Source organism: uncultured Sphingobacterium sp., from assembly GCF_964277905.1.
Taxonomy (GTDB): Bacteria; Bacteroidota; Bacteroidia; order Sphingobacteriales; family Sphingobacteriaceae; genus Sphingobacterium; species Sphingobacterium siyangense.
Genome location: NZ_CAXYKD010000048.1, coordinates 84,594 through 108,969, shown reverse-complemented (window position 1 = coordinate 108,969; position 24,376 = coordinate 84,594). Strand labels below are relative to the sequence as shown.

Annotated in this window: 11 protein-coding genes; 5 read left to right on the top strand and 6 right to left on the bottom strand. The window is 42.3% G+C overall.

Annotated features, from left to right (window positions below; translation table 11 throughout):
* Window positions 1-20: 20 nt before the first annotated feature.
* From ACHWSC_RS22190 to ACHWSC_RS22165, 6 genes are read right to left on the bottom strand one after another with little or no spacing between them, the layout of a single operon-like run.
* Window positions 21-1,208, bottom strand: a complete 1,188-nt coding sequence (locus ACHWSC_RS22190) for an alginate lyase family protein (protein WP_394678214.1) — start codon at window positions 1,206-1,208, stop codon at window positions 21-23.
* A 17-nt stretch (window positions 1,209-1,225) separates the two neighbouring features.
* Window positions 1,226-3,796 (bottom strand): glycosyl hydrolase family 95 catalytic domain-containing protein, encoded by a 2,571-nt coding sequence (locus ACHWSC_RS22185; RefSeq protein ID WP_394678213.1) that lies wholly within the window; start codon window positions 3,794-3,796, stop codon window positions 1,226-1,228.
* 6 nt (window positions 3,797-3,802) lie between these two features.
* Window positions 3,803-6,274, bottom strand: coding sequence for a glycoside hydrolase family 2 TIM barrel-domain containing protein (locus ACHWSC_RS22180; protein WP_394678212.1), 2,472 nt, complete (start codon window positions 6,272-6,274; stop codon window positions 3,803-3,805).
* 37 nt (window positions 6,275-6,311) lie between these two features.
* Window positions 6,312-7,757, bottom strand: a complete 1,446-nt coding sequence (locus ACHWSC_RS22175; RefSeq protein ID WP_394678211.1) for an alpha-L-fucosidase — start codon at window positions 7,755-7,757, stop codon at window positions 6,312-6,314.
* Between the two features lie 25 nt (window positions 7,758-7,782).
* Window positions 7,783-9,351, bottom strand: coding sequence for a RagB/SusD family nutrient uptake outer membrane protein (locus ACHWSC_RS22170; protein ID WP_120334779.1), 1,569 nt, complete (start codon window positions 9,349-9,351; stop codon window positions 7,783-7,785).
* A 27-nt stretch (window positions 9,352-9,378) separates the two neighbouring features.
* Complete coding sequence (locus tag ACHWSC_RS22165; protein ID WP_394678210.1) at window positions 9,379-12,468, bottom strand: SusC/RagA family TonB-linked outer membrane protein; 3,090 nt, start codon at window positions 12,466-12,468, stop codon at window positions 9,379-9,381.
* Between the two features lie 271 nt (window positions 12,469-12,739).
* Here ACHWSC_RS22165 and ACHWSC_RS22160 point away from each other — a divergent pair, with 271 nt between their 5' ends.
* The 5 genes from ACHWSC_RS22160 (at window position 12,740) to bglX (ending at window position 24,346) form a co-directional block, all read left to right on the top strand.
* Complete coding sequence (locus ACHWSC_RS22160) at window positions 12,740-15,625, top strand: triple tyrosine motif-containing protein (RefSeq protein WP_201665010.1); 2,886 nt, start codon at window positions 12,740-12,742, stop codon at window positions 15,623-15,625.
* Window positions 15,626-15,890: 265 nt separating this feature from the next.
* Complete coding sequence (locus ACHWSC_RS22155) at window positions 15,891-18,992, top strand: SusC/RagA family TonB-linked outer membrane protein (protein WP_394678209.1); 3,102 nt, start codon at window positions 15,891-15,893, stop codon at window positions 18,990-18,992.
* A 20-nt stretch (window positions 18,993-19,012) separates the two neighbouring features.
* Window positions 19,013-20,443 (top strand): RagB/SusD family nutrient uptake outer membrane protein, encoded by a 1,431-nt coding sequence (locus ACHWSC_RS22150; protein WP_394678208.1) that lies wholly within the window; start codon window positions 19,013-19,015, stop codon window positions 20,441-20,443.
* Between the two features lie 76 nt (window positions 20,444-20,519).
* Entirely contained in the window at window positions 20,520-21,905 is a 1,386-nt protein-coding gene (locus tag ACHWSC_RS22145) for a glucoamylase family protein (RefSeq protein ID WP_394678207.1), read from the top strand.
* A gap of 164 nt (window positions 21,906-22,069) precedes the next feature.
* Window positions 22,070-24,346, top strand: a complete 2,277-nt coding sequence (gene bglX, locus ACHWSC_RS22140; protein WP_394678206.1) for a beta-glucosidase BglX — start codon at window positions 22,070-22,072, stop codon at window positions 24,344-24,346.
* Window positions 24,347-24,376 lie beyond the last annotated feature (30 nt).

The window sequence follows — 24,376 nt, the reverse complement described above, 5'->3', positions numbered from 1 at the left end:
TTATAAGGGGGCTAGGAAAATCAAAGCCATATAATTGGGTTGCGAATGGGTAAATTTCGAATAACCTCTTCTTGTTCGGGTGCATGATCAAGCTTTTCCCAAAGCTGCAGATAGTCTTTATTCTGGAAAGCCACCGCCGAAAACACAAGTGCCGGATGTGCAATTGGCCATTGATCCCAATACATGACATCTTTCTGATAAGGCCATTTTTCTTTAGCTGCAATATAGGGGGCCATAAAATCAATCCCCGTTTTTATGGTCCGCCCATCAGACAATGAATACTGCCAAAGGGAGGTATTGGTCTTGGACAAAATCTGGCAGATCATGGTCATCGCATCCAGATTAAACAACGCGTATCCATAAGGTTTTGTCCGCTGTAATTCTCTCGGGAAGCTTCCATTAGCTTCCATTTGATTCGGCAGCAGCACATGCGCATAACGATCTGCACATGTATTGAGTAATACAGTGTCTTGCACTAAACTCGAAAATGCGGCTACCTGCATCACCCAACATGTACCATGGTTGTTGGCGGCATTCATTTCATCCATACCATATTGATGCGTTGTAAGCCAGCGTAAATAAGCCGCAAACCAGCGATGTATGGCATCCTTGGCTGCCTGTGGAAAATTGGGGTCATTTTCAAATATCTTTACGCCCTGTGCAACTTCCATCAGATGAATGGTATCAATAATGCCTATTCCTCGCCCTGTAAAACGCCCTTTTATAGCCTGTGCATAAAGAAGATTCGGATTCATCATCGTTTCTGCATCAACAAACCAAGCCTTTAAATGACGAAGTGCCTGCTGTACATATTTTTTATCCGGATTCAAACGATAGGCTGAGGCCAGTGCCCCCACGATTCGGCTGAAGCGGATCATTGCTTTACGATGTTCAACGAAATTGGCTGGATTAGTCATCCCATCCCGTTGGATATAGGGCGCAGCTGGATCTTTGGGATCGGGCCACCAATAATCGCCTTCAGAATAAAAATCATGAATACCCCCGGCACTCCGGACCGCGCTATATGCTGTCACAGTCAATGGTTTCTGCTTCATCGCCCATTTGGACTGCTTTAGGATAACAGGACGCAGTGTCTGGATGATCTCCTGCTCAAAAACACCTTTCTTAATTTCTGCCTTCAAAAATAAGGGGGAAATTGCGACCCCAAGAAGACAGCCCATAATGCGAACAATTGATTTAGATTTCATTTTTCCTGGATTTTGATTTATAGCGGAACAATACGATACCGTTTACCTTTTATGGTCCCAAATTGAACTTCGAATGTTTTCGTAGCTGCTAACGACGGCAATTTGGACGGATCAGCGATCGTATACGGTAGTTGTTCCGGTTTATATAATAGCGTGTTGTCTGTGACAGCTGCCTGATTTGATTCGATGCCGACAACTTTAACGGGTAAAGGTGTACGCAAACGGCAAACACCTCCAATATTGGATACGATCATTGCTTCGGTCAATACGTTATTTTTCCAGGCAATGTCTACGGTAAAGTTCCCCCTGGCCTTAATTCCTTTAATCGTCCCAGCAGACCATTCATCAGGTAAAGCCGGCAATAAATGAACAGCACCATCGTGACTTTGCAGCAACATTTCAGTCATTCCGGCCGTAGCACCAAAATTACCGTCAATTTGAAAAGGTGGGTGTGCGTCAAATAAATTCGGATAGGCTCCACCGCCACTCATCTGAGCACGATCCAATTTAGGATCGATAAAATTTAAGGCATCCTTGAGGATTTTATAGGCATGATTTCCATCCTGAAGCCTCGCCCACCAATTTGTCTTCCAGGCCATCGACCAGCCGGTACTGACATCTCCCCTTAAAAGCAATGAACGCTTGGCGGCCGCAGCCAAAGCCTTGTTTTCCGCAAGGCTGATCTGATTGCCCGGGTATAAACCAAATAAGTGGGAAATATGCCGATGCTGATCTTTTGGATCATCCCAATCTTTAAACCACTCTTGTAATTGTCCATATTGGCCCACCTGATAGGGATAAAGCTTTTCCTTCGCTTCTTCTAGAGCCGATTTAAATTCAGGATCAACACCCAATATCGTACATGAACGAATAACAGCGGTAAAAAGCTCACGAATGATCGCCATATCCATGGTAGAGGCCATGGTCAATTGATATTCTTTACCTGCTATTTTAATTGTATTTTCAGGTGAAGTGGAAGGATTGGTCACGAGATATTTACTTCCAGGATCAGCAATCAACCATTGCAGCATAAATTGGGCTGCCCCTTTCATCAATGGGTAGGCCTTCTCCTTCAAGAAAGTTTTGTCACCCGTAAAACGATAGTGTTCCCATAGATGTGTGCTCAACCAGGCACCTGCCATAGGCCATGCCGACCAGCGTGGCATTCCTTTGGGATCCCAATCATATCCGCCCGGAGGGGAAGTTTTAGCCCATAGATCGGAATTATGATGCACAACCCAGCCCTTATCGATATGATAATTTACCGATGCTGTTTTAGCCCCGTTGATAGCCAGCTCATCCATAAAATCAAACAAAGGCTGATGACATTCCGCAAGATTGGTATTTTCCGCAAGCCAATAATTCATTTCTGTATTGATATTGGTCGTGTAATTACTTCCCCACGGTGGCTGCACATGAACATTCCAGATCCCCTGTAAATTTGCAGGCCTTCCTCCTTCTCTGGAACTGGCAATCAACAAATACCGTCCAAAATGATAATACAGCGTCAGAAGTCCCAAATCGGCCGGTCCTTTGGAAAACTGCATGACACGCTGGTCTGTAGGTAATTTATCATGTGCAGAAGTACCGGTCAGCGCAAAGGCTACACGATTGAATAGCGTTTGATAATCCCTTTGATGGTTTGCAAGTAAGATCTGAAAATTCTTTTTGGAGACCGTATTCATGCGGTTTTTTGCGAGCAGCGTGGCATCTTTACCTTCCTGACTCGGAGACTTATCAAAACCGTTAAAGCTTGTCGCTTCTGTCAAAAATAAAATCACCTCATCAGCGCCTATAATTTTAAGCTTATCCAGCTCTTTTTTTACCACACCACCGGTAGTTTTTACACTGACCTGCATCGCAAAGGTCATCCCTTTTCCGCCAACACTATCGTACAGCACCTGTTGGGGTTCATAATCCCTATTGGCGACAAAACTCGGCGCCTTTCCCTGAAGGGTCAGTTGATTATCCCCTTGGATCGAAACGCTATATCGGAGCTTACTGGTCAAGGAAAGATCCAAGGTAATTGATTTTTTCTTGTCCGCTTTCAATCGAACCACCAATGCTTTATCCGGAAAGCTGACAAAACTTTCCCTTTGGTATCGAACACCTTGATACGAATAGCTCACCTGATTAATCGCTCGTTCAAGATCCAGCTCCCGTTTATAGTCTTTGACCTTTTTTTCGTCCTGATGAAAATCCAACCATAAATCGCCCATGGGTAGATACCGAGCAGAATAAGGTCCTTGCATTTTCTTCCAAAGAACTGCTGCGTCTTCATATTTTCCAGCAAAGATGGCTTGGCGCACCTGGGGTAAAACCTGCGGGCCGTTTGGATTATTGCCCGCATCGGGTTCACCCGACCACAGCGTATTATCGTTAATTTGAAACCTATCTTTACTTAGCCCTCCAAAGACCATCGCTCCTGTTGTGCCATTTCCAAGTGGCAGTGCTTCTTCCCACAGTGTGGCCGGCTGATTATACCAAAGCTTCAGCTGCGGCGAATTGCTTTGTGCACGGCATGGAGCAATCGTCCCCAGGAGGCCAAGCAGTAAAAAGAAATTCAAATGATTCGTTGCTTTTAACATCTTCTGTTATTTTTCTATCGTTAACAAGGTACTCTTTGATCCTTCCATCCGGCCCGATACCACTGCTCTCCCCGAAGGCAGTCGAAGTTTAATCAATGCACGACCATTGTAGGCCTGTACTTTTTTCGACCCCGTAGAAGTGCCTTGATCGACGATCAACTGACCATCGCCGGTTGAACCAAAATAGATCCAATCCTTTGCATCGAGACAGGGGGTATTGGTATCGTCCACAATTTGAGCTTGCACAGTGATCACTTCGCCTTCCGCAGCAATCTGTTCGACAAGTAATTTGGCAGGTTTACCCCACTTTTTTGTCTGATACTGCTGTTCAATTTCATCCACTAGAATTTCCCGTCCGTTTTTTGCAACAGCTTTAATCTGATTGTTCCCTTCGTTCAGTTTCACCATCCAGCGCAAACCTGCCGCTGGAAAATCTTGGCTATTCCTTTTCTTTAATCCTTGACTTTCGCCATTGACAAAAAGCTCAACCTCACTGGCATTGGAATACACCTTTATCATTTTCGACTCCTCTTTTTCACCCCAACGGATCGGCCAAGTATGGCCATAAATATGCAGCATTGGCTTCGCTGTCCAATACGACTGGAATACGTAGTACGATTCTTTTTTGGTAAAATCCCGTTCGACAACACCTTTCTGATTGACATAAGGCACAGGATTGTCTGGCCGTACCGGAGTTGAAAAGTCTTTAAATGGCCAATAGGCTGTCCCCGTGAGCCAAGGCATTGTTTCTTGTTCCTTTAAGTGCCAATCGATGAGATTACAGATGTAGCTTTCACTCCAATCGCCATCTTTAGAAACCCGTGCTGCACCACCAATGAGCGACGCATCGCCTGCCCGTTCATCTGTTGTGCCATCACCTTTGATTTTAGCTAAAGCGCGGTCAGGGTCTTCTGCATGTCGTCTTGCATGACTATCCCCGCCCCACTCCACATGAAGGAAATGTTTTACCTTTTTCATTTCTTCTTCGGACGCTGTTTTATAGTCGGTATAAACACCTCTATACCAACCCGCCCAAATAGAAGGCGAATAAACATCAACAATATCTTTACAGAAATCACAACGTCGTATCGCTGTTTTCCGGCTCGGGTCCAATTGATGAGCTAAATCATTGAGTTCACTCATATAAGCCCTTATCTTCGCCTGATCAAACTCCGTAAAATCACCAGGCCAATCATTTTCATTACCAAGCCCCCAGATAATGACCGATGGATGATTATAATGCTGTTCAATCATATTGGTTAACATCCGTTTTCCCTGAAGTTGGTAGACCTCACCACCTAATCCACCTCTGCACCATGGAATCTCTTCCCAAACCAAAATACCCAGACTATCACAGGCCTCAAGCACTTTACGACTCTGCTGATAATGTCCCAAGCGTATAAAGTTTACGCCCATCTCTTTCATCAGGGTCATCTCTTGTAGAATCTGATCGTCAGTCATTGCTGCAGCAACGCCGGCATGGTCTTCATGACGATGGGTACCACGAAGCAAAAGCCTTTTCCCGTTCAGCAGAAAAGGACCTTTTTCTTTAAACGCTACATGTCTAAAGCCAAAGACACTCTCTTCTTTAAACACTTGTCCATTGCTTTTGATTGTCGTAACTAAACGGTATAAAGCCGGTTGATCAGGACTCCAAAGCTGTGGCTTCTTGACCAGGAATTGTCCAAATTCAAGATTCAACGTCCCCCTATTTACCTGTGGTTGCTGGGTTTGCACGATTTTTCCAGCGGGGTCATAGAGCTGCGTTTCGACTTCAAAATTTGTCTGAGCCGAAAATGGCATCAGCCGTCCGCGGACGTTGACCACTCCCTGCTTACCATCGGCCCCTACTGACGCCTCAACAAACACACGCTCCAAAGCTGTCTGCGGAACATATTTCAGGTTTAGATGTCTGTAAATACCTCCATAGACGTTAAAATCAGACAGATCAGAAGGGATCATTTCGAGATCACGTGAATTATCCACACGAATTGAAAGCGGTATTTTGCCCTTAAACTGTTTTTTAAAAGCAGCTGTTTTTTTAAACTTTTCAACGGCATCTGTAATGTCCACAGTCCATTCGTCGTATCCGCCAACGTGCTCCCCAACTTTAATTGTATGGATATAAACAGCTGTCTTTTGTCCGACTCCTTCAAAATGAAGAAGGGTGTGACCATTTAAATAGGGGTTATCGATCTCCAGCGATTTTCTGTACCAACTTGGCCCTTGATAATAATTGATAGCTGGATCAACAGCGTCCAGCGCATTATAACAGTGCGGCAGATTTATCTGCTGCCAAAGTGGAACAGACTCGGGATTACCGGCTCCCACCGGTCTTACAGCTTCCCAGATTCCCCCCAGATCGCTCTTTAAGAAATCCCAGCCTTGATCAATCCGCTTAACTTCCTGAGCGTGGAGCTGAGCAACTCCAAAAGTCAACAACAACGCAACTATTTTATTCAATCTACTTTTCTTCATTATGCTATTTTAGTATCTGCTTTTCATCTTATCGGCCTTACTCGTCCAAAGCTCCAGTTTTCATGTTCTTTGCTCCGGGCCCTTTTTCGCGCTTAAATTTTCCAGCCACTTCGATCTTAATCACTGTAGCAACAGCATCAATGGCCTGCTCAGGCACGACAATCTGAATACCATTGGCATTCGATTTTACCTTTAACACTTGATTATTGGCTAAAAGACTAGCTTTTAAAACTTTATTTTCAATCGAAAGTTCAACTATGCCATTTTTTGGCCAGTCAAATACAGAGACATACAAATAAGTCCGCTTTACATCTTCCTTCATGGTACATCTCCCCCATTCAAATGGCTGTAAAGGACTACTCTTGGTCGCGTAGACTGCTTCACTATTGGCTTTCATCCATTTGCCAATTACAGCCAAACGTTCTATACTCTCCTGTGGAAAGGATCCATCGGGTTTTGGACCAACGTTCAACAAATAATTTCCACCTTTGGAAGCAATATCAACGAGATTGCGGATCAAGGTTTCGGCAGACTTCCATTTATGATCCGATGTGCGGTAGCCCCAGGTGCCATTCATGGTCATACAAGTTTCCCAATGTTTGCCTTCGAGTTCACTCCAATCTGGAATTTTTTGCTCCGGCGTTTTGGTATCGCCGGTGAAATTAGGCCGTTTCAATCGATCATTTGTGATAATATTGGGTTGTAATGCCAATTGCTCCTGAAGCATATTTGCGGCTTCGTCGGTCATGTTGGTTGGTGTATCCCACCATAACACAGCAATATCCCCATAGTTATTCAACAATTCTTTGACCTGAGGTACAGATACATTTTTAATATAGTCACTAAAACTCGCTGTTTCTTGTTTGGGATCCCAATGGCCATGATGTGCTAGTGTGTAATCATCTATACGGGTTGAATCTGGATTAGGCCAGCCTTCTCGCATTAATTTACGAGCAGCCGATCCACCAGGGTTATTCCAATCCTGCGCCTGTGAGTAATAAAAGCCAAGTTTCAGGCCATATTTTCGGCAAGCTTCGGCCAAAGGTTTCAAAACATCTTTACCGTAGGGCGTAGCGTCCACCATATTCCACTTACTCGCTTTTGTTTCAAAGAGCGCAAAACCATCGTGGTGTTTGGCCGTGATAATCAAATATTTCATCCCAGCATCTTTCGCCATGCGTACCCATTCGTCTGCATTATACTGCGTGGGGTTAAATTGCTTTGCCATCGCCTGATATTCATCAACCGGAATTTTAGAGCGGTTCATAATCCATTCTGCTCCACCACGTGCCTGTTCGTGCCCCTTATAAACGCCGCCAAACTGTGCATACACTCCCCAATGGATAAACATGCCAAACCGGGCTTCCTCCCACCATTTCATGCGTACACTATCGGGCAAGCGATTTACTTGCGCATACAATAATCCCTTACTCATTCCCATGATGAGGATAAGTGCCAGCAACATTTTATATATAGCTTTCATACCTTAATTTTTCACAGTTCTTCATTTAGAAACCTGGTGTTTGTTTAAAATTGTCATTACCTAAACTTTTGGCCATATCTACCTCAGATTGAGGCACTGGCCATAAGGTATCTCTGGCCATAAATAACCGTGAAGCTCCATCTGGATCCTTGGTTTTATCCATCACCTCTTTGATCATCCCCCAGCGTTTCAAGTCAAAATAACGTTGACCTTCCAAAGCCAATTCAATCCTCCGTTCATGACGGATAATATCGCGGAATTCATTTTTTGTCAAGGAACCGCTAAACTGTACGAGCGGCATTTTCACATCAGCCCTGGATCTTACCTTATTCAATGCGTCTACGGCCGTCTGATCAGGCCCGGCACTTTCATTTTTCGCTTCTGCGTACATCAATAAAATATCTGCATAACGTAAGAATACCCAATCCTGATCACTTTGTGTCGCGTAACTTGTCGGCCATTTCGATTCGTTGATATATTTTCTCGGTAAAAAACCACCCAAAACCCCTTCGGCAACCGGATCAAAAGCAGAAGATGCTGTGGTACCTCGCCATACACCGCGGTACATGATTGTAGATTTCAACCGTGGATCTCTATTTTCGTAAGGATTTTTAGCATCGTAAACTGTCGATTCTTTAATATCCTTTCCATCGATGGCATAATAAGAATCCACCAGATACCCCAACGGTTGTATTGTCTTCAGATAAGAATACATCATATCTGCTGGACTATACATATTGGGCGGTAAAAATCGAGCAGAGAACATGATTTCGGGATTGTTATTTTGTCCAGGTTTTCGGAACAGATCACGGTAACCACCCTGATAGATCGAAAACTTGTTTTCATCCATAACAATCTTCGCTGTTGCAGCTGCCTCGGCCCATTTTTTTGAAGTCAATAACACCTTTGTTTTGTAGCCTAATGCAGCTCCTCTCACCGCATGTCCCTTATATCCTGTATTTGGCAGTTTTTCACTCGCGTAATCTAAATCTGCTAAAATCGCTTCGATAACGTTGGTTTTAGGTGTTCTACCCAGCCGAATACTCGCATCGTCCATACCTAGGGGTTCTAAAGTCAATGGCACATCACCGTACAGATTGGTCAACAAAAAGTAGTAATGGGCGCGGATAAAACGAGCCTCTGCTTTATATCGGTCACGATCCTGCTGGCTCATGCTTGTAATGCGGTCAATATTGGCAATCAATTTATTACATGCAGCAATGGCCTGATACGAAATCTCATACCCCTCAGATTGCATTCCGCCGGTTGTCGAGGAGATTCCGGATCGCGAAATAATATTGAAGTTATTGGAGGTACTGGACACAAAGGCATCGTCTGAAAGCCCATCCCAAAACATACTTGCTCCACCCCAACCACCGCGTGCATTGGATGAAGAGGTCGAATTGTATCCCCGGCAAAGAAATTCATAACAGCCCGATAGTGCCAAATCAGCATCAGTCTGCGTTTTCCAAAAGGTTGATTCCGAAATTTTATCCGTTGGGTTTTTATTTAAAAAATCTTTTGTACAACTACCTAGTGAAGCTAGGGCAGCTAAGCTTAGGTATAGATATGTTTTTTTTATGCTATTTTTCATCTTTAATTTTTTTTAGTTACCACTAGATTAGAATGTGATGCTCGCTCCAAATGCGAATACTTTATTCTGAGGATGAGTCACATAACGCCCTGATGTTGCACCACCGCTTGATGAAACGCCACGTTCGGGATCTAAACCGGGGAACTTGGAGAATGTGACCAGGTTATCCGCCGCAAAATAGATGCGAAGGCCAGAAATACCAGCTTTGGACAAGGTGCTCTGTGGAATAGAATAGCCTATCTGAATATTTTTAAGACGCAGGAACGATCCATCTTTTAAAAAGAAAGTCGATGCAGTCCGTACGTTATTTGCGGCAGGGGTATTTTCAGCACCAACTATTGGAAGCGATGCATTGGGGTTTTCTGGAGTCCAAGCGTCCATCCAGTCGCGGGTGAACGTACCACCTTGCCTGAAAGGAACTATTCCCCACTCACTTACAAATATTTTTTGTCCCTGAGAACCGAAGAAAAAGGCTGTAAAATCAAAATTCTTCCAAACAGCCGTCGCATTAAAGGAGTAATCGAAATCTGGATAAGCGCCCGGCACGACAATACGATCATTATTGTCCACAACTTTATCGCCATTTACATCGGCAAATTTCAGATAACCCGGTTGCGCCGGAATCTGTTGCACCGGAGAGGCTTCCACCTCTTCCTTCGAACGGAATATACCCGTGTTCTCCAAAAGATAAAAACTACCATAAGGTAAACCTTCCCGGATAATGGTATTGCCCGAGATACGTTCGGCTCCATATTTCATCACCTTATTGCGATTAGCCTGAATATTTCCATTGAGTGTCAGCGATACCTCTCCAATTTTATCTCGGTACTGAAGACCGAGTTCTATACCTCTGTTACGCAATTCACCATAGTTTACGGTCGGTGCAGTCAGCCCAATATAAGAAGGGAAAGCCGTAGATGCGGATAAAATATCTGATGTTACTTTGTTATACCAATCGAAAGAAGCGGTCAATTTGTTGTTCCATAGCCCGAAGTCCACACCGAAATCCAGGACTTTGGTACTCTCCCATTTGATCCTGTCATTAGCCATGGCTACCTGGCGAGCCCCCTGTTGGAGTGTTTCATCAAAAGGATAAGCAAAAGAAGAATTATAAACAATCTGATAAGGATAGTTACCAATATTCTGATTACCCAGTGTTCCAATAGAGGCTCTTAATTTTAGTTCATTAACAACTTCTTTCAATTTAGGACCATAAAACGTCTCGTCTGAAACTTTCCAACCTCCGGATAATGAAGGGAAAAATGCCCATTTTCTATTTTCAGGAAAACGTGAAGAGGCGTCGTAACGCGCATTACCTTCCAGTAGATACTTACCTTTGTAGTCGTAGTTTAATCGACCATAGTAAGACCTCAATGACCACTCATTGGTTACACCGCTATTAGACTGTTGGCCAGCTCCGCCACCATCAAGCTCAAGCAAATCATTGTTGGGAAATTGCAACCTACTTCCGAACAATTTTTGTGTTTTATTATATTCTGCCTGGGTTCCTGCCAGTACTTTCATGTTATGATTTCCAAAAGACTTATCGTAAGTCAATTGTGTATAGCCCACCGGGTACACATTGTTGTCGTCCGTTACTTCTAGCCCTTGACCACCCACATCAAGCTGTCTGGCGGGTAGGTCATCAGGTTTGGCGAACCACATGTATTGATTAATCACAGGTTTGTTTGTATAGTTTTTTGTAAAGCCATACGTCAATCCGCCGCTAGTCTTCCAATCCAGCCCATCCAATATTTTCACATTTAAAAAAATATTGCCTTGCATAAAATAATTGTTCAGTCTTGTAAATGCATTTTCAGCAACTGCAACAGGGTTTTTATTTGGGGACTGAAAAGGATATGCCCTGGACGTATAACGACCACTACCATCTGGTAATACAGGTCCATAAAGTGGTGATTGACTAATGGTAGACAAAAACTGATCTTCACTACCGTTTCTAGGGTATTTCCGATCGCCATAATTCAAGGTGATGCTTGAACCAAAACTTATCCGATCATTGATTTTAGAGCCTAGGTTAAGCTGTAGATTATACTTTTTAAAAGAAGTCCCGATCATAATATCAGGCTGATTGACGTAGCCCAGTATGACGTTGTAATTTGTTCCTCCGGCACCACCACTTAAGCTTAAATTGTGCGTCTGCACCGGGACTGTTCTAAAGACAGCATCCAACCAGTTAAAATCGGGATATAATTTTTTATCTGTTGCATTTTTGTAGGCATCAATCATCTCCTGGCTAAAAGAAGCATTTGGATTTGTGACACCAGAGTTTTTATTTGCCTGATTATACAGGGTCATATAATCAACGGAATTATACACGAGGTCTGGAAGAGCTGAGGCTTTGGTAACTCCAACATTATAATCGTAGCTCAGTTGTGTTTTTCCAGCTTTACCCTGTTTTGTCGTTACGAGAATAACTCCATTTGCTGCTCTTGCCCCATAGATAGCAGCCGATGCAGCATCTTTTAATACAGTGATATTCTCGATTGCTTGAGGATTTAAATTTTCCAAACTCCCGGGGATACCATCTACGATAACCAGTGGAGCGGAAGAGGCACCATAGGAACCCAATCCACGTACCTGGAGATTCACATTTTCATTCCCCGCTTCTCCTGATCCTTGGGTAACACGAAGGCCGGGCATGCGACCTTGAAGTAACTGCGTTGGATTTGTAGCGATACGTTTGTTAAGCACCTTTCCATCGACAGCAGCAACAGCACCGGTTAAATTACTTTTTTTCTGGGTACCATAGCCTACGACAACCACTTCATCAATCAGGCTACTGGACTCCTGGAGAACGAGATTAATGTGATCTTTCTTATTGACCTGGACTTCAGCCTTCTCTTTGCCTACCAGCGAAAATATCAGGACATCAATATCTCGCGCAAGAATCTGATAATTGCCGGCCCCATCGGTTACAGTGCCGTTTTTCACCCCCTTTATCTGTACTGTAACCCCCGCAAGAGGCTCGCCTGTTGAGGAGCTTACTTTTCCGGAGATCTTTATTTGCGATTGGGCAAGCACCACTGGTGCAGACATGCTCATCAACGAAAATAAAAGTAACCCCTTCCCTACCGTTTTGGTTATCGGTGTTATCATAGTTGTTTTGGTTTATTTGGTTATTTAACGAAGTAAATGAACTCAAATATCAAAAATCGTTCACAGCAAAAGGAGTATTTTTTGTTCAAATAGGTGGAATAAATAGCTTCATTCCTGATTTTCAACACGATTAAATGGTTCCATCGGTTCAGCTCCAAAATAAGAAGGCGATCTGTCGGAGCTCCCAGAACTCCGTACGCCGAGGGAGATTATCAATTCTGCGATAAAATCGATATATTGTCCCCAAAATCAGTTTAAAGTGAGGGAGTCGATGATAACAAAAAAATATAGTAACATCTATATCTTTTGGTTTTGCAGCATTTTATTTTTTTTAATGCACCCTGGCTATTGCCAGACAATCATACCTACAGGAACACCTTTTGTAAAACAATATAAAAAAGACCAATACAAGGCTGGAAATCAGAACTGGTCTTTGGCAGTCGATAAAGATGGTCGCATTTATAGTGCAAATACCGAGGGGCTGTTACAATTTGACGGACAATACTGGCGTATCTTTCCGCTGCCAAATCATTCAACAGTCCGAAGTGTTGCGATTGGTAAAGACGGAAAAATTTATACAGGCGGAAGAGGTGAATTTGGCTATTGGACTTCCAAACCTTTCGGAAACTTGACCTATCATAGTCTCTCTAAACTTGTGCAGGACAAGACCTATTTTCCAAACGAAGAAATCTGGAAAATCATTGTTGAGGACCAACGGGTATTTTTTCATACATTTTCCAAATCTTATATTTGGGAAAACAATCGTATACGGCAGCTAACCGCCAAAGGTGAACCCTTTTTATTTCCGCATCAGCTCGATAACAAGTTATTTTTCGAACAGCTGCCAAGTGGTCTGCATGAATTTAAACAGGATAAACTTATCCCTGTAAAAGGAAAAGATGTCTTGAAAGATAAAAATGTACTTGCCATCTTACCTTTCGACGCAACGACCTCGCTTATTGCCACTTCGCGAAACGGCCTTTACCTGATGAAAGCCGATGGTTCCATCCTACCCTGGCCTGTTCCGGCAAACCAGCTCTTGAGCCAATCACAAATCAACAATGGCTTATACCTCTATGACGGACAATACGCTTTTGGCACCATCCAAAACGGTGTTATTGTCATCAATAAAAATGGTCAGGTCATTCAGCATATCAATAAAAACAATGGTCTCCAAAACAATACCGTACTCAGTATTGTGAAGGACAATCAGAAGAATATCTGGGTGGGACTTGATAATGGTATAGACCGCATTGAAATCAACTCCCCGTTATCATTTTATACTGATTTTGTTGGAAAAATTGGTACGGTTTATACATCGATTATCTATCAGGGAAAAATCTATCTTGGAACCAATAAGGGATTATTCTCAAGCGAATGGAAAGGATTAAACAATTATAATTCGTTAAATTTTTCTCAGATTCCCAATTCAAACGGTCAGGTATGGACCTTAGCCATATTTGGCGATGAACTTATCTGTGGACATAATGACGGAACCTTCAAATTGGTTAATGGGCGACTTGAGAAGATTTCACAGATCACTGGCGGATGGATATTCAAGCCTATTTTTGGAACAAAAAATATTCTTCAAGGAAACTATACGGGCCTATCGAAATTTAGCTTCGATGGTATACACCTTCAGTTCGTCCAGCAATTCGCGGGCGTTAAAGAACCCGTTCGATTTTTGGCGCAAAAAGATAACCATACCTTTTGGATTGGCGATTGGGGACAGATACAACTACTCGGATTTGATGCGAATTTCCAACAGGCAAATATTTTATTTTCCTCCAAACAGGACAGTATCGCTTCAAAGAGGCAATTTACGGGGATTTACACATTAGAAAATAATCTTGTATTTGCGACGGACAGCGGATTTCTCCAATTCGACAATATTGTAAAAAGATTCAGCTATGCCGATGAATTAAACACAGCATTAGGCACCTATAAAAATTCAAATAAGGTCATACCGATCAATACAAACAGCTACTGGTTTATTCAGAAGACAAAAATTGCTAAAGTAGATTTTGACAGTAAGGGCAAACTTCATATTGACTCCAATCTGCTCAGTCCCTTACAGGATCGAATGATGAATAACTATGAAAACATCCTCCCTATTGAAAACCAATACTATCTCATCGGTTTAGATGATGGATTTGCGATCTATCGTCATTCCGATAAATCACAAAAATATAGGTTGCCACTTCCACAAATAGCACAACTCATCAACTTGACAACAGGACAGGTTATTATTCCAGATTCAGCGTTCAAACTATCATCATCTGACAACAATCTGAGAATTAGCTTTTCAAGTCCATATTATTCGTCATCACCGATTCAATACCAATATTATCTCGAAGGTTACTCGGACAATTGGTCCGAATGGAGTGAAACTGCCTATCAAGATTTCACGAATCTACCTTATGGAAAATTTCAAATTAAAATTAGGGCGAAGGACAATATGGGCTTGGTTTCGGAAATTCAAACTTTTTCCTTTACTATTCGGTATCCATGGTACCTCTCCTGGTGGGCAAAGGTATTTTATACACTGGTGCTGATAACGCTCATCTATTTAGCTTATATATTTAGCCTTCAGCAGGAGCGCAAGCGTCAGTTTCAAATACGGCGAAAATGGTTGGAAGAGAAAAAGATTGCTTTGGAACGCGAAACCGAGCAAAAAGAAAAGGACTGGATCAAACTTAAAAACCAGCAATTAGAAGATCAGCTTCAATTAAAAAATAAAGAACTGGCCAATGCAGCACTCAATATCGTTTACAAAAATGAAATGTTGAACAATTTACACGACGAGCTTAAACAGCTTAAAGATGCTGATGGCAACAAACTGAGTTCGGATGAATTGAAAAAAATAAACAAGCTCATTGATGATGCCCATAATGACGATCGTGACTGGCATATTTTTGAAAGAAGCTTTAACGAATCACATGAGAATTTTTTCAAGAAATTGAAACAAGAGTTTCCTGATCTTGTCCCCAATGATCTTAAACTATGCGCCTACTTAAGGCTCAATATGTCGAGTAAGGAAATCGCCTCATTGCTTAACATTAGTACACGCGGTGTCGAGATTAGACGCTATCGATTACGTAAAAAGTTGGGCATTCCCACAGACAAAAACCTCTCTGAATTCCTGATGGAACGTTAAATTCCCATCACAAACACTACATCATTACCACACACGAGCTTTAGTGTATAAAACACACTAAAGCTCGTGTTATTTCGTTTAAAAATACAGTCTAAAAAACTGACTATCAAAAACATAAAATACAAAAAAAGGTAAGCTGAGCAAGCTGAAATTTCATGTAGTAGTGATGTGAAAATGTTAAATTTTGGCAAAGTTGTACTACATCAACATATTTGCTCCAGGGAAATAACCAACGTATTTTAAACAAACACCAAAAATTAACGATATGAGGAATCTATCCGCATTATTTTTGACATCCATGGTCGTATCTGTTGCCTATGGACAAACTTCCATACAAGGAGTGGTCAAAGATGGCTCAAGCATGATCTCCATGCCAGGCGTCACCATCAGTATCAAAGGGAAAGCAGTAGCTACAAAAACCGACGCAACGGGGAAATTTCAAATCAACGCCTCTCCTACCGACTCATTGGTCTTTAACTTTTTAGGTTATCGCACGCAAACCGTCTACATTGGCAATCAAACGCAACTCAATGTATTCTTAGAAAATCAAAACCAAGCACTGGAAGAGGTTGTGGTGATCGGTTACGGTACGCAAAAGAAAGCCGATCTGACAGGATCGATCAGCTCCTTGAAATCATCCGATATCACAAAGCAACCTGCCATGTCGGCGATGCAATCCATCCAAGGTAAAGCTGCAGGTATCAATATTATTGCAAATGAAGCACCCGGTTCCTCACCCAATGTAATTATCCGGGGCTTAGGAACGGCATTATCAGGACGGAATCCGCTCTATATTGTCGACGGAATTGCACAAACAGATATTAATAATATCAACCCATCAGATATTGAATCTATGGATGTTTTGAAGGATGCATCCTCTGCATCTATTTACGGTCTTCGGGCTGCAAATGGTGTTATTATCGTGACCACGAAGAAAGGTAAAACGGGGACGACAAACATCAATTATGAAAGCTTTGCAGGCATAAAAAATGTCCTCAATCGTGTGAAAATGGCAAACGCTGACCAGTTTAGAACATTTGCCAATGAATACCTAACCTCGACCAATGGATCGTACCGTTTAGCAGAGAATCAAAAATATAATACAGATTGGTATGACGAATTATTACGTACAGGTTCTGTATTTAATAATTCCGTTAATATTTCTGGCGGAACTGAGAAAGTTGATTACTTCGTATCCGCAAACAATTATACCGAAAATGGTATTCTTGATGGCTCCAAATTTGTAAGAAATACCATACGCAATAACAACGTATATAAATTTTTAAACAATCGCCTAAAGTTCAGTCAAAATTTAAATCTTACATTAACAAACGCAACGCCCAAGCCCTATAGTGCTTTCACCACGGCTTATCGTCAGTCACCGCTGGCTCCCGTGATGTTTGATAATGGCCGTTACGGTTTAGGTCGTGTAAATACAACAACTGGTGTTGCCGGTATTGAGGCAGCTCCTGGGCAAGCTATCGGAAACTTAAATTCCATTGGAAATCCAGTGTATGAGGTTTTACGTCAAAATGAAAGAACAAATACGCTCCGCCTACAGGGAAGTTTTGAAGGAGAATTCAAAATAACCGATTATCTGAAAATCAATTCGCGTATTGGCGGGAATAAATTTTATTCGAAACAACGGATTTTTAATAATGTAAAAGATCAATGGTTAAATGCAAATACGTTATTGAATGAATCTGATTTCATCAAATTAAAGGAAAACAATCCAAAAGCCCTTGACTATGTAGACAATAGTCTGAAATATGAAAATCTGGAACAATTCCGCTGGTCTATCGAGAATTTCTTGACCTTCAACAAGAATTTTGACAAGCATCATTTTGAGGCGGTTGTGGGGATGTCACGTGAGAAATACGACATTAACAGCATGAACAGCCAAACGGGTTATAATGTGCCTGAACAAGAGCAATACTGGAATATTAATCTTGCAAAAGGAACAACCAATTATGGTATTGTTGCGCTGCAAACGTCTTATACTCCGAGGGCCTTAGCTTCTTATTTCGGACGATTACAGTACAATTACGATAGCAAATATTATTTAACGGCAACATTGCGTAGAGATGGATCAAGTGTTTTCCGTAATACAGGAAAATACTGGGGTACATTCCCATCGGTGGGATTAGGCTGGACGGTAACCAATGAAAGCTTTATGAAAGATGCCAGCTGGATTAATTTATTGAAAGTGCGCGGAAACTGGGGTAAATTAGGTAACCAAGATATCCCGTTAAATGTATCCACAATTTTAACAAGTCCAGAAAGTTCAAATTACAACTACGTTTTCGGTCCTGAACAGAATATGGTGTATGGTAGTGCTTATGGCACTCCTGCCGTGAATCTAACCTGGGAAGTAACCAGAGAAACAGGCGCTGGCGTAGACTTTGCGTTTCTAAACAATCAGCTTTCAGGATCCATTGACTACTATCATAAGCTGAATACCAATACTATTCTTGATGTAACGCCAACTTACACTTCTCCTTCAGAGAAAAATTTCTATGCGCATGGCGCTAAAGTGCTAAATCAAGGAGTTGAAGTAGCTTTAAATTGGAACAAAAGTATTAATCCTGAATTCAGTTATACCGTCGGCGTCAATTATGCCTACAACAAAAACAAAGTAACAGAAGTGGTTCCTGCCTATGACCGTGCTACTGGAGGTAGTTTAAATAATGGTGAGATTACCAAACAACTCCGTGTCGGACAACCGATCTATGGCTGGTGGATGTTTGAAGCAAATGGTGTCTTCCAAGACGCCGAAGATGTAAAAAATTACCCATCGTTTGGCGCTGCAAAACCTGGCTACCTGAAGTACAAGGATCAAAATGAAGATGGTGTCATCGATTCCCGCGACAAGGTTTTCTTTGGATCATTTTTACCGACTTCAACATATGGTATCAATGTTGGTGTTAATTACAAAGCTATTGATTTTAATGTCTCCGGATATGGTGTTGCAGGCAATAAGGTTTACAATGGTTTAAATAGTGTTCGTTCCAATGCCGGTGAGAATATCGCGTTGTCAACTTTTGAAAATCGCTGGACTGGCGCAGGTTCAACCAATGAGCATCCTGGTGCAGAAAGAGCATATTGGGCTTCGAGTTATTTCCTTGAATCGGGCGCTTATTTCCGTATCAATAATATCACCGTAGGATACACTTTCAACAACTTATATAGCTCGAGATCTAAACTAAGATTATATGTTACTGCTCAGAATCCATTTATATTTACGAATTATAGTGGTTTCTCACCTGAACTTGCAGGCGACGGTAGTCCAAATTTAACTTCTGGTATTGAGCTTTCGGCTTATCCAACGACACGTAATTTCTTATTTGGACTTAACATGCAATTTTAATCACCTTAGTTTTGAAGACAATGAAAATTAACAAACTTTATATAGCAATTCTTCTTAGTGGGGGCATTGCATTGCAAGGCTGCAAAGACAACAACTTCTTAGATGTACCTTCTAAAGAATATGTTGAAGCCGAAGACAGTGAAGAAATCTACACACCCGAGCAATTTGTTAATGGTGTATATGGAATGTTTACTGACTGGGATTATTCTTTCTCTTACATTGGTATCACGGACATGCTTTCCGATAATGCGGATAAAGGTAGTTCAGCTACAGATGCCGGTGGTGATAAACTAAGTTTAGACGAGTTGACTTACACTTCAACAACAGGTTCCTTTCTTTCCATGTGGACACGTTGGTATAAATCCATTGGGCGGGCTACGCAAGCTATTGCATACACAGAAAAATTTGGTTTGACAGACGAAGCTTATAAAAACAGATTGATTGCCGAAGCCCGTTTTCTACGTGCATTGAACTACTTCTATCTTGTGCGTGGATGGGGCGATGTTCCTATTCAAGAACGTGATTTAATAAAAAGAGAACCCGCAGCTGAGGTTTACGCTTATATTGAAGCTGATTTACAATTTGCTATCGACAATCTTCCAGTCAAATCTGCTTATGCTGCAAAAGACTTAGGTAGAGCAACCAAAGGTGCTGCACAAGGATTAATGTCAAAAGTTTATTTGTATCAAAGCAAATGGCAACAAGCTGCTGATATGGCGAAAACTGTCATCACATCTGGAGGATACAGTCTCGAACCGGATTACGCAACAATTTGGCGTTTAGCGGGGGAAAATGGCCCCGAATCATTATTTGAATTTCAAGCAAGGGGTACCTCTATCGCACATGGTATCCAACAATATAGTCAAGTACAGGCACCTCGTGGAGGAGCGGTCAACTTAGGCTGGGGTTTTAATATCCCAAGTCAAAACTTATTGGATGCCTTCAATGCCGAAAAAGACAATATCCGTCGCGATGCCACGATTATTTTCAGAGGCGAAACCCTGTATGATGGCCGTCTTATTGACAATGGTGTAGAAAATCCAATGTACAATGAAAAAGCGTATTCCTCTGCAAATGGAGGTGCCGCTGATGGCGATAAAAACGTACGTTACCTCCGTCTGGGTGAAATTTATCTTATCCTGGCCGAAGCAGCTAATGAGGCTGGCAATAGCAGCGAAGCGCTAAACGCATTGAATATGGTACGGACACGTGTAAAATTGGCCAATGTAACGACAACCGACCAAGCACAGCTCCGCCAGTTGATCTGGAAAGAAAGACGCCTCGAATTAGCTTTTGAGCACGACCGCTGGTTTGATTTAATTCGTACAAAACAGGGAAAAACTGCCATGGCAGCCAATGGAAAAACGTTCCAGGATAAAATGATGCTTTTTCCAATTCCGGAGAATCAACGTATCCAAACGCCAGAAATGCCTCAAAATACCGGTTGGTAATCATTTATACAAAATAACTCCGTTCAAACGACCTATGGTCGTTTGAACATTTTTTCAAGAATTAAACAACATATCCATGAGAAAACGAATAGCATATCCAGCACTTAGCGGTATCGCTTTGGCGCTTATTCTCAGCAGTTCGTGCCAAAATGCTACTAATAGCAGTCCAGAGAGTCCCTCTAAGATTGATTCAACCAGCGGAAGCAAGATCAATGAAGATTCGCTATTGACCAATATTCAGCAACATACATTTCAATATTTTTGGGAGGGTGCCGAACCTACTTCTGGTCTCGCCAGAGAACGCATCCATATGGATGGTGTTTATACCCAAAATGATCGTAATATCGTGACCATAGGTGGTAGTGGCTTCGGACTCATGGGTATGATTGTCGCCATGGAACGCGGGTTTATCAGTCAGGAACAAGGCGTTCAAAAGCTGGATCACATCATGGATTATCTAGGCAAAATAGAACGGTTTAAAGGAGCCTGGGCGCACTGGTACGATGGAGAACTGGGTACAGCGAAACCCTTCAGTGAAAAAGATAATGGCGGCGACATCGTTGAAACTGCATTCTTAGCCCAAGGCCTAATCGCCATTCGGGAATATCTAAAAGATAAAGGTGATTCTGCTCAACAGGTTGCCCAAAAAGCAGATAAATTATGGAAAGAAATCAATTGGAATCATTACACAAATGGGCAAAATGTTATTTATTGGCATTGGAGTCCTAAATTTAACTTCCAGCAAAATCATCCCGTCAGAGGATACGACGAATGTCTGATTACCTATATTTTAGCAGCATCCTCACCGACCTACCCTATTGCACCCCAAGTGTATCATGAGGGTTGGGCAAGATCTGGAGCCATTAAAAGCCCCGCTAAAAAATACGATATTCCGCTCGTGCTGAAGCACAATGCCAAAGAAGGTGAAGTGGGCCCGTTATTCTGGGAACATTACTCCTATTTAGGATTGAGTCCCAAAGGATTAAAAGACCAATATGCAGATTATTGGGAAGCGACAAGCAACCATGCCAAGATAAATTTGGCTTATGCAGACCTAAATCCAAAAGGCTATAAAGGTTACGGTTCGGATAAAGGCTGGGGCTGGACCGCCAGCTATTCCATCAACGGTTACGATGCACATCATCCAGACAACGACCCTGGGGTGATCTCGCCTACAGCAGCTTTATCTTCCATGCCCTACACCCCACATGAAAGCATCCAGTTTGCGCAATACCTAGATAAACAACTCGGCAATAAAGTCTGGGGTAAATATGGTTACTATGACGCCTACAGTGAAACGGCAAATTGGTATCCACAACGTTATCTAGCCATCGATCAGGGGCCTATTATTGTCATGATCGAAAACTATAGAACAGGTAAAATCTGGGAGCTATTTATGCAGGCCCCAGAAATTCAACAAGGACTAAAGAAACTCGGTTTTACAAGTCCTTATTTAAAATAGTGGTCTGTGGAATCATTTTCAATCCGTCACACGTTGAGAATGGTTCCTTCCACGAAAACAACAGGACATCCCATAAAAGTGCTTCAAGAATCATCTTGAGCGCTTTACATAAACTTACCATGTAGCGAGGGAAGCAAAATCCATGCGCACAAAAAAATAATACGATGAAAAAAGTAGTAGGTACTTTCCTTCTTGCATTGATCGCCTGGCATACAAGTCCGGCTCAATCCAATCAGAAAATGGACACGTTCATTGATCAGCTTATGGCTAAAATGACTGTCGAGGAAAAGATTGGACAACTTAATTTGGTAACCGGTGGTGAAGCGACGACCGGAACCACAGTATCCACCGGTGTAGAAGCGAAAATTAAAAATGGTCAAATCGGTGGGATTTTCAGCATGAGTACACCAGCGAAAATCCGCAAAACACAGGAAATAGCGATCAAGCAATCCCGGTTAAAAATACCCATCATCTTTGGGATGGATGTTATTCACGGGTATCGTACGGTGTTCCCAATTCCTTTAGGTCTTGCCGCTACCTGGGACATGAACCTGATTCAACAATCTGCACGTATAGCAGCCGAAGAAGCGACCGCCGATGGAATTAATTGGGCATTTTCGCCCATGGTAGATATCTCGCGCGATCCACGCTGGGGCCGTATTTCCGAAGGTGCAGGTGAAGATACCTATCTTAGCTCTCGGGTTGCCGAAGCCATCGTCCATGGCTTCCAAGGTGATAACCTGGCAGCACACAACACCATGATGGCCTGTGTTAAACATTTTGCCTTATATGGTGCCGCTGAAGGTGGCCGTGACTACAATAGCACAGATATGAGCCTCCACCGCATGTACAATGAATATTTACCGCCTTACAAAGCGGCATTAGATGCTGGAGCGGGAAGTATTATGACGTCTTTTAATGATATCAATGGAGTCCCTGCCTCGGCAAACAAATGGTTAATGACTGATGTCTTACGGAAGCAATGGGGCTTTAAAGGATTGGTCGTAACCGATTACACTGCGGTAAACGAATTAGCGGCACACGGCCTCGGTAACCTCCAGCAGGTTTCTGCATTAAGCCTGAATGCTGGCGTTGATATGGATATGGTCGGTGAAGGATTTCTGACGACGCTAAAAAAATCTTTGGATGCTGGAAAAGTCAAGATTGCCGATATTGACAGGGCTTGCCGTTTTGTTTTGGAAGCCAAGTATAAATTAGGCTTATTTGACGATCCCTACCGTTATTGTGACGAAAAACGTGCAAAAACTGTGATCGGATCGGCTGCCAATCATGCCAAAGCCAGAGAAATTGCAGCAAAGTCATTTGTTTTGTTGAAAAACGAAAACCAAGTGCTTCCATTAAAAAAAACAGGAACAGTTGCTGTCATTGGCCCATTGGCCAATTCAGGTCCAAATATGCCCGGAACCTGGAGTGTCAGTGCCGAATTGGACAAAACGGCCTCTTTAGTTGAGGGAATGAAGGCCGTGTTAGGCAATAAAGTAAATATACTCACCCATCTCGGAAGTAATCTGTTGGAGGATCCTATTTACCAAAACCACGCAACCATGTTCGGCCGTACCATAGCACGCGATTCCCGAAAAGAAGAAGAGATCATTGCTGATGCCCTGAAAGTTGCCCAACAATCCGACGTCGTTGTGGCCGCACTTGGTGAAGCGTCTGAAATGTCAGGTGAAAGCTCCAGTCGCTCAGAACTGGATATTCCAAAAAATCAACAAAATCTGTTAAAAGCACTATTAGCAACAGGAAAACCAGTTGTACTGGTATTGTTTACAGGTAGGCCGCTAACGCTCACCTGGGAAGATGCTCACGTGCCAGCAATATTAAACGTTTGGTTTGGTGGAACGGAAACAGGAAAAGCAGTAGCCGATGTTTTATTTGGGGATGTCGTTCCTTCAGGAAAGATTACAGCCACCTTCCCACGCAATGTTGGTCAGATTCCGATCTATTATGCGCACAAAAATACCGGCAGACCTTATGGAAACTCGGGTGATTTTGAAAAATTCAAATCAAATTACCTGGATGTAAGCAATTCCCCGCTCTACCCTTTTGGTTATGGATTAAGTTATACATCTTTTACCTATAGCGACATCCGTCTTAACCGCAACACAATCGATGAAAAAGGCACTCTTCAAGCAAGTATCGACATCAGTAATACCGGAAATTATGATGCGGAAGAAACGGTGCAACTCTATATCCAGGACTTAGTTGGCTCTGTCACTCGTCCCGTAAAAGAATTAAAAGGGTTTCAAAAAATATTCCTCAAAAAAGGAGAACAAAAAACCGTCAACTTTAACATCAAAGTAGACGATCTTAAATTTTTCGACAACAACCTCAATTATCTTGCCGAACCAGGGAATTTCAAAGTCTATATTGGTTCGAACAGTCGCGATGTAAAAGAAAAAGAATTTGAATTGCTTTAAATCTATTGCATCTGTATAACATAAACAAGG